Here is a 7629-nt window from a genome sequence, read left to right as displayed (position 1 = left end):
CTTGATGCTTAAACATGCGGTGTTGGGCGTTGCCGTGCTCGGGGAAGAAGGGATGGCGTTGCCGGCACTGATGTCCGCCGATGTGATGATCCGGCATATTCTGGATCTATTTGCCTTTTTTGACGATATTTTCAATGTTGATATGCCTCCGTGAATATTGGGCAGGCACCGAAGTGAGCATTTGGGTTGTAGAATGCGAATCGAGGTAATCAACCTGCCAGGCAGGCGCACCGTGAGACAAGATCTGGCCACACTCCGGGAAGAAACAACGGGTGACATTGTATGTCCTCCAGAGCCGCCCTTTTTGATCGTAGAATGCACCCCAACCGATAATAAAAGACTCCTTGTCCACATAATAGATACGCTTGCTGTATATATAATTGGGGTCCATTTGGGTCATCTGGAGCACATAACAAGGCCTTCGCTGGAGGCCGAGGTCTCTTATTGCGTACCCATTTTTAGAATCAAGCCACCCTTTTGCTGCATTATAGGAAAAAGGAAGCAGATACTCGCGCTCCTCAATAAACTCAACGTTGAAGGCGATCGAACGGACGCTGACCTGTTCCTCAGTAATGATGCAGGCACCTTGCAGAAAGGTTCTGATCTGGGATTATTTGCGGAAATCCCCCCCGCAACGGCCTCTCAGATTGGCGCCAACTACCGCGCTAAGGACAACTCCTGGATAGGCCTTTCTGCGCGTGCCCGTGTCCTGGTCGTCAATAAAGACAATCCCCTGGGCAGTGGTCTGACCTCTGTTTTCGATCTGGCTGATCCGAAGCTAAAAGGTAAGCTGGGTATCACCAATAGTACCAATGAGAGCTATATAGCCGGTACTACCGTTTATCTACTGGCGACCAACCAAGAAAAAACCAGAAGCTGGCTGCAGGGTATGAAAGACAATGTTGACGGAAAGGTGTTTAACAAACACAGTAAAATCGTCAAGGCTGTAGCATCAGGTAAACTGGCCGCGGGTCTGGTCAATCACTACTATATATACCGTCACCTCGATAAGCACCCTGAAGCGCCCATTAATATTATCGTTCCTGATCAGGGCAAGGATGGCATGGGCGTGGCGTGGAATGTGGCGGGTATTGCGGTCTCCAAACACAGCAAGAAACAGCAACTCGCCAAAAAGTTAATCGATTACCTGATCTCCGCAGAAGGACAAAAGCAGTTCGCAGAAGCAAACCATGAATATCCTACACGCGAAGGTGTTGCCGCCAGCGCCAAGGTACCGCCGGTAGGTAGCTTCAAAGTAGCCGATGTCCCCATGTACAAACTTGGCACCCACCGTAATGAAACCATCGATTTAATAGAAGCCGTTGGAATGCCGTAGAATAAGCAGGTGTATAACGATAAATCGCTAAGCTGTAAAAAGGAATGACCAACCGACCGTTCGGTGCATTGGGTAATACCGCACTTGCCATCGTGATTTTCGCGGCGGTGCCGTTGTGGTTTGTGATTTTACAAAGCAGCGATCTTGGCACCGGAAAGTGGCAACAACTATGGACCAGCCGCTTACCCGAGTTGTTGTGGAACACGCTGTCACTGGCAATCCTGGTCGCCATTGCCTGCTTTATTCTGGGTGTGAGCGCTGCCTGGTGGATAGCACGGTTTAATTTTCCAGGCCGTCGTTACGCAATATGGTTAATGGTGCTACCCCTCACTATCCCCACTTATGTTTTTGCCCATATCTATACTACCTTGTTTGAAGCTGACGGCTGGATTGGCCAGGCATGGTTAGCCATATTCGGCAATAGCGTCGCCATCCCGGATATTTACAATATTTTTGGCGCCACTTTGACCCTGTCCCTGGCGGGATTCTCCTATGTATTCCTGATGTCCCATTCCGCTTTGTCAGTCTCCACACAAACCCTGGAAGAAGCCGCCCGGATTCATGGTGTTGGCAAGTGGCAGGTTTTCTTGCGAATTAACTTACCCTTGCTCAGGCCCGCCATCGCAGCAGGACTGGCCGTGGTCATCCTGCATGTATTATCGGATTTTGGCGCAGTGAGTATGTTGCAATACCAGACATTTACTCTCAGTATTTACTTACAAATGAGTGGCCGCTTTGACTACCAGGCAGCCGCAGGCCTGTCACTGATCCTGGTTTTATTGAGCCTGACTTTCCTGGTTCTGGAGCGATTTTTTCGCGCACGACAACGCTATTACACAACGCGTCAAACACGTAAACATCAACTCAAAGAAGTCACGCCTTTCATTACAGTGATAATCTGGTTATGGCTGGGCTTTATTACCTTTCTGGCCTTTGTACTACCGTTAATCTGGATGATCTCATGGAGCTGGGATGCCTGGGTCCAGGATGTTATTGACCTCAAGTTCTGGCGTTATGCCTATAACTCACTACTGCTTGCAGTATTGTGTGCAACCATAGCCATTATCTGCGGATTACCTATCGCCCTGTTCAATAACCGGCAACGCTCGAAATACAGCAGTGCGTTAATTCAGGTCTCCAGCGTGGGATTCGTATTACCCGGCCCCGTGGTCGCCCTGGGTATTCTCAGTTTTATTTTGTCGCTGCTGCCCTTTCTATATGGTGGACTCATTGCGCTGGTGCTTGCACTGGTGATTCGATTCCTGCCCCTGGCGGTACAGTCGCAGGATGCCTCCATGCAACAGTTAACACCTTCCATTGAACAGGCCGGACGCATCCTGGGCGCCACACCACTGGAAAACCTGAAGCGAGTGATACTCCCTATGATTAGCGGTGGCATCGCCAGTGCCTGGGTACTGGTATTCATCGATACATTAAAGGAATTGCCGGCAACATTGATACTACGCCCCACCGGCTTCGACACCTTACCGGTTAGAATCTGGATTGAGGCCAGTGAAGAAATGCTGGAATTAGCAGCGCCAGCCGCGCTAATGCTGGTAGTGGGTACCTTGCCGGTACTCTGGATAATGATGAAAAACGAAAAGAAATATACAACCTAGTAAACCATCCCGCTTTGCACATGCGCGAAGTACATGGATGGCCAAAGCGACTATTGAAGGGAATTTTTAGATTGTGGAGCGCAAAGCCCTGATTTTGACTTATTCTGCCTGTGCCTGCTCATAAAAACGAATTTCACGCTTAAGCACATCACGATCAACGGGTGACAGAACTTCATCAACAAGACGGTTCACCTTGACAGGCTTATCGCCAATTTCCGCTTTTTTCCATGGCACAATATAGAGAACTTTCGGTAACTCGCTGGCGCCCTGGATGTTCGCCTCATCAAGCTGTAAACGGTCTTCGGCGAGTACCGGTTGAATCAGGCCAAGCCATACACCAAAACAAATTGCCTGTATAAACCTTCTCATCATCTTGCTCATAAGCATACTCCCGACAATATTATTCAATTGCCACGTCAAATAATTCACTACGCTCTAATTTAGCATAGCGCACCGGCCGCAATTTGCGCAAAGCAATCAGGCTTTTCTTGACCCATTCGTCATAAAGGCCTGTTTTTACACGATCTGCATTGGTTTCATGAATTTCGATGGCTTTTTCCTCAAACGGAAAGGCCTGTTCTTCCAGTAATAAATCGTATTGCTCCAACTCCGTCGAAGATAAGCCTTTGGGACGCTCGGATGCAAACAGCCCACGACTAAAGTCATTGTAGATCTCCGCGATTCGATAAGTGGACGCAGTGGTAACCTCTGCGACCCCATAATTCGCCGCCTTGGTATAGGCGTCGATGACTTCTTTCATCGCGGTCTTTTTCTTTTTCAGGTTCTTCTTCAGTGGTTGGACCAGATGGATATTGCGATAGCTGTGAAAAGACGGTTCTGCTAATTCCAGCGTCGCTTTGGCAGACAGGTATTGCGTACGTTCCGTTGACTTACCTTTTTCGTTGGCAGTAATAATTTCGGCTAACCAGTAGTTGCGCTTTTCAGTGTCACCAAACCCCTTGTAGTAATCCGCAACTTTCTGCCGAGCTTCCGTTGCCTGGTCCATGGGTTCAGGAAATTCTTTTATATAGCGTTCGTAGATTCGCAGTGCATTTTTTTTGTCGTCTGATTTTTCGTAAAACTCCGCCATCTGCCAAAGCATGGCTTTTTTCCTTTCCGGATCCTGTTCGCCGCCATACAACTTGTCATAGGTAGCCGCTGCTGCAGACCAGTTGTTGTTCTGCTCATAGGCGTAAGCCAGTTTTTCGGTAGCACCCTCGGCGAATTTGTGGTCGGGGTAACTGCGAAGAAAACTGTTAAGCACATCAATAGTGCCTTTCCAGTTACCGGCCTCTGCATAAACAGCGGCTGCGTCATATACCGCATTTGCCGTGATACCTGCAGAAGGTGCGACCTGACCAATTCGTAAAAACTGATCGGCCGCTTTCATGTAGTTCCCTTCCGCCTTGGCCTGCTCGCCCTGTTTATAAATTGCTGCCGCCAGTCGATCGATATGAGTTTGGCGATCCTTGTCTTTGGGCAACTTCAAGCGTAACCGGGCAAGACTGGCCTGTTCCGCATTCGCATAATTCCCCAATTCAAATTCCGCGGTAGCAACAATAGCCCATGCCGATGCCAACAATTTTATATCCGATTTCTTTTTATTGCCCTCAATTTCTATTACCTGTTGAGCAACCTGCGATGCTTCACCCACGCGCTTAAGATCTAACAACTCCTCAGCCGCCTTAAGCATTACAGACGGCGTTCGCTTATCCTGTGGAAACGACGTGGTAAACCTCAGCGCGCTATCGACAGTTTCATGACGCTTTGCAGTACGCTGATCACCTTTGAGCGTGCCCAGTATTTTTTGATGCATTAACAGAGCGGCATACCCAGCCTCTGCACTTTGTTTGTGAGGCGCATAGCTATACGCTGTTTTTTCGTATTCAGTGGCCGCTGCCAGATATTCTTTGGTTTCCTGCAAGTTTTCAGCAAGCAGGAAATTCATTTGCGGTGCTTTTGCATCGGCAGGAAAAGACCTGACATATTCTCGATACCAGTGAGCCGCGACACGATAGTCACTGATCTTTTTGGATTTTTGTGCCTTGGCGTGGTAATGACGGGCCAGTTCATCCAGGTTGGCCTTTATAAATGGCGAAAGTTCTTCCAGCAAAAAGCGATCGTGGCGCGCCCAATAGGGTTTTCCAATCGCATATCGTGTTACAAAATCTGCTTTCGCCGTAGAAAGTTTCTTGGCGTACCCGCCTTTTTCATAAATCTTAATCACTTCAACAAGGAATAATGGCGCTTCGCGACTGTTAGGATAAACTTCGGCATAAGTCGCAAATACAATCGCGGCATCTTCTATACGTTCCTGCTTTAAATACAGCCCACCCAGTTCTTTATAAATAAGGTGCTCATAGGTACGTACGCCGTACTCCCTGGTAAAATGCTTTAATGATTTTACGCCATCTTCAAAAGAAAACGATAATCCAACAACGCGCAAGGTGTCATCGACCAGTTCTTTTTCACTGCGCTTGAAACTGGCATAGTTCCTTCCACTTTCAAAGTGCATATCAAGAAGCTTGTAGAATGAATAACGTGACTGCTCCAGGTCATTTAACTTGAACAACGCCCAACCACGCTTATAAAGCGAACGCTCGTAATAAGGAGAATCCTTGTTTGACAAAACATAGGCATAAGAACGTTCTGCATTCCTGAAGTCATTCAAGCTAAAATAAATTTCACCACGGCGAAACTGCACTTCTTCTGCGTGCTTGTTCTCGGGAAATTCTTTCATCAACCGTGTCAATATAGCGAGTGACTTTTTGTTTTGACCACTCAGATCGTAGGCCCGCGCCAATTGATAGTATATTTTTTCATTATCCTTGCTATTGGGATAACGTTTAATTAATTTTTCATACTGCGCAGCAACGTCAGCGTAATCTCCGAATTTTGTAGTATCCACAACGGCAGTATCAGCACCTTTACGGGCGCGCATTTCTGCTTCCTTTAATTCCGCATCGCGAATCTTGTTATCCTGCTGGGTTTCAAGCTGAATATCTGCCAGGCGTTCCATCGCAGCAGCCCGCAACTCCTGGTTTGAAGTGGACAATGCAAATTCCTGATAGCGTTTCTTGGCATCTACCTTGTTGGCAGAAGGCAGGTCTTGAGGATTTATTTTTACTTTGCGGTTTTCCAGGGATCCCAGTGTTTCCATGCCCTGCTTGTTTCCTGAGGCACAGGAAAATATCACAATGCTTACTACCGTAATCAAAATGATGCGTAACATATTCATTTCACTAATCCGATACACCAGTTCATTCATGCCAGGTAAATTAAAAGCCCTTTACTCGGATGCCAGATCCTGTAATCGCGCCATGGAAAACTGCGCCTGATCAAGGTACTCTGCCAAACGATCACGTAGCCATTCGAGTTGTTCACCAATAATTTGTTGCACTTGTTGCTGCTGCAAGCCGTAAACATTATCAATTTGTTTTTGTAATTTATTAATTTTTGAATTCATTGATTTGATTTGTCGCCCATACCCTTCAAATCCCCTGGGAGCACGAGTTTTGGCGGTACTAATGAGCCTTTGTTGTTCTTCTGTTTTTTTAATCTCGCGATCGAGTTGCCGCAAACCTTTTTTAAGTTTCCACGCACGTTCAGTGAATGTGGTACTGATATCCCAGTGGAGCAAACCACGATAGAGTTTATATTTATACTCTAAATTCCCATATTGAGTGGCATCCATTTGGCGCCCCACGTTCTGTAATCGCGACTTTATTTTATCAAGTCGATTCAGCAGTTTGATTTCCTTGCCACTGGCGACAGAATCCAAATCACGTTCATGCACTATGCGCTTGAACTCTTCTTCATAGAGATTTCTCTCGTCCTTAAATGCCGCTATCTGATACTTGCCCTGTTCCGGCATCAGCTTGGGTAAACGTTCTTCATAAGCCTGGCGACGCAGTTTTAACATGTCTTCATAGGCGGGTAATGCGGTATGCCAATATTCCAGATTGGATTTCATTAAACGTAAGTCCCGCAAAGTTTTAATTGCTTCATTAAACCGGTGTCCGGCGACAATAGCCGTTATAAACCTGAATTCCGGCACGTCTCTTAACAATCCCTCTTCAGTTAACTGGCCACGCTCATCACCCAGCGCCTGCGACACCAGGTAATTCATTAACTTTCCTGTCTGTATTTCCTGTATGGCAACATCCAGTCGTGCAATTTCTTCCTTGAATAACTGAATTGCCTCCAGGTAAGACTGCATCGCCTGGGGATAGGCCTGTAACTGCTCCAGCGCATAACCCACCGCCAACATTGATTCATAAACCGCGGAGTCTGTCTTCTTTCGTGATCGCAATTCCAGCCAGGATGACAGGGCGGCTTCGTAATCTTTTTTCATGGCATGGGACCAGCCAAAGCCCAGCAAGGCCTTGTTTGAGTAGGGTCCTTTCAAACGAACTTTCTGAAAAAACGCGCGGGCTTTATTGGTTTCTTCCTGGCCCAGCAATGCGTAACCCAGGGCAAGATTGGCTTTGTCCTTCAGAGTCAGCAATTCTGAATCAGTGGTATTCATGCGCCCTACAGCTGCTAAATATTCCGCACCTTCAATTTCCCGACCGCCGCGGAACAATGCAATACCCAGGTTATATTCCGCAAACTTGGCATCCACCGAACCACCCGGCAGTTTTTCCAGAACTACTGAGGCTTGCTCATACTCCT

6 protein-coding genes are annotated in these 7629 nt (G+C 47.2%); 2 read left to right on the top strand and 4 right to left on the bottom strand.

Annotated elements, in window-relative coordinates:
* Nucleotides 1-106: 106 nt before the first annotated feature.
* Nucleotides 107-391 carry a DUF1329 domain-containing protein gene (locus ACWVCM_RS06360; RefSeq protein ID WP_455200887.1) on the bottom strand — a complete coding sequence of 95 codons (285 nt, stop codon included), beginning with the start codon at nucleotides 389-391 and terminating at the stop codon, nucleotides 107-109.
* Here ACWVCM_RS06360 and ACWVCM_RS06355 point away from each other — a divergent pair.
* Both ACWVCM_RS06355 and ACWVCM_RS06350 read left to right on the top strand, forming a co-directional pair.
* Complete coding sequence (locus tag ACWVCM_RS06355) at nucleotides 305-1336, top strand: ABC transporter substrate-binding protein (RefSeq protein ID WP_455200886.1); 1032 nt, start codon at nucleotides 305-307, stop codon at nucleotides 1334-1336. The genes ACWVCM_RS06360 and ACWVCM_RS06355 overlap by 87 nt on opposite strands.
* Before the next feature lie 44 nt (nucleotides 1337-1380).
* Nucleotides 1381-2955 carry an ABC transporter permease gene (locus tag ACWVCM_RS06350; RefSeq protein ID WP_455200885.1) on the top strand — a complete coding sequence of 525 codons (1575 nt, stop codon included), beginning with the start codon at nucleotides 1381-1383 and terminating at the stop codon, nucleotides 2953-2955.
* 99 nt (nucleotides 2956-3054) lie between these two features.
* Here ACWVCM_RS06350 and ACWVCM_RS06345 read toward each other — a convergent pair whose 3' ends face one another.
* The 3 genes from ACWVCM_RS06345 to ACWVCM_RS06335 form a co-directional block, all read right to left on the bottom strand.
* Nucleotides 3055-3336: a hypothetical protein gene (locus ACWVCM_RS06345; protein WP_455200884.1), complete on the bottom strand. Its 282-nt coding sequence runs from the start codon at nucleotides 3334-3336 to the stop codon at nucleotides 3055-3057.
* Nucleotides 3337-3355: 19 nt separating this feature from the next.
* On the bottom strand, nucleotides 3356-6193 hold the full coding sequence (locus ACWVCM_RS06340; RefSeq protein WP_455200883.1) for a tetratricopeptide repeat protein: 2838 nt from the start codon (nucleotides 6191-6193) through the stop codon (nucleotides 3356-3358).
* 51 nt (nucleotides 6194-6244) lie between these two features.
* Nucleotides 6245-7629, bottom strand: a 1385-nt coding sequence (locus tag ACWVCM_RS06335) for a tetratricopeptide repeat protein (protein WP_455200882.1), incomplete at its 5' end; no start/stop codon positions are given.

This window comes from Kaarinaea lacus, from assembly GCF_975902315.1.
Note: the sequence above shows the minus strand (reverse complement) of the source record. Positions and strands in the feature narration are given on the sequence as shown.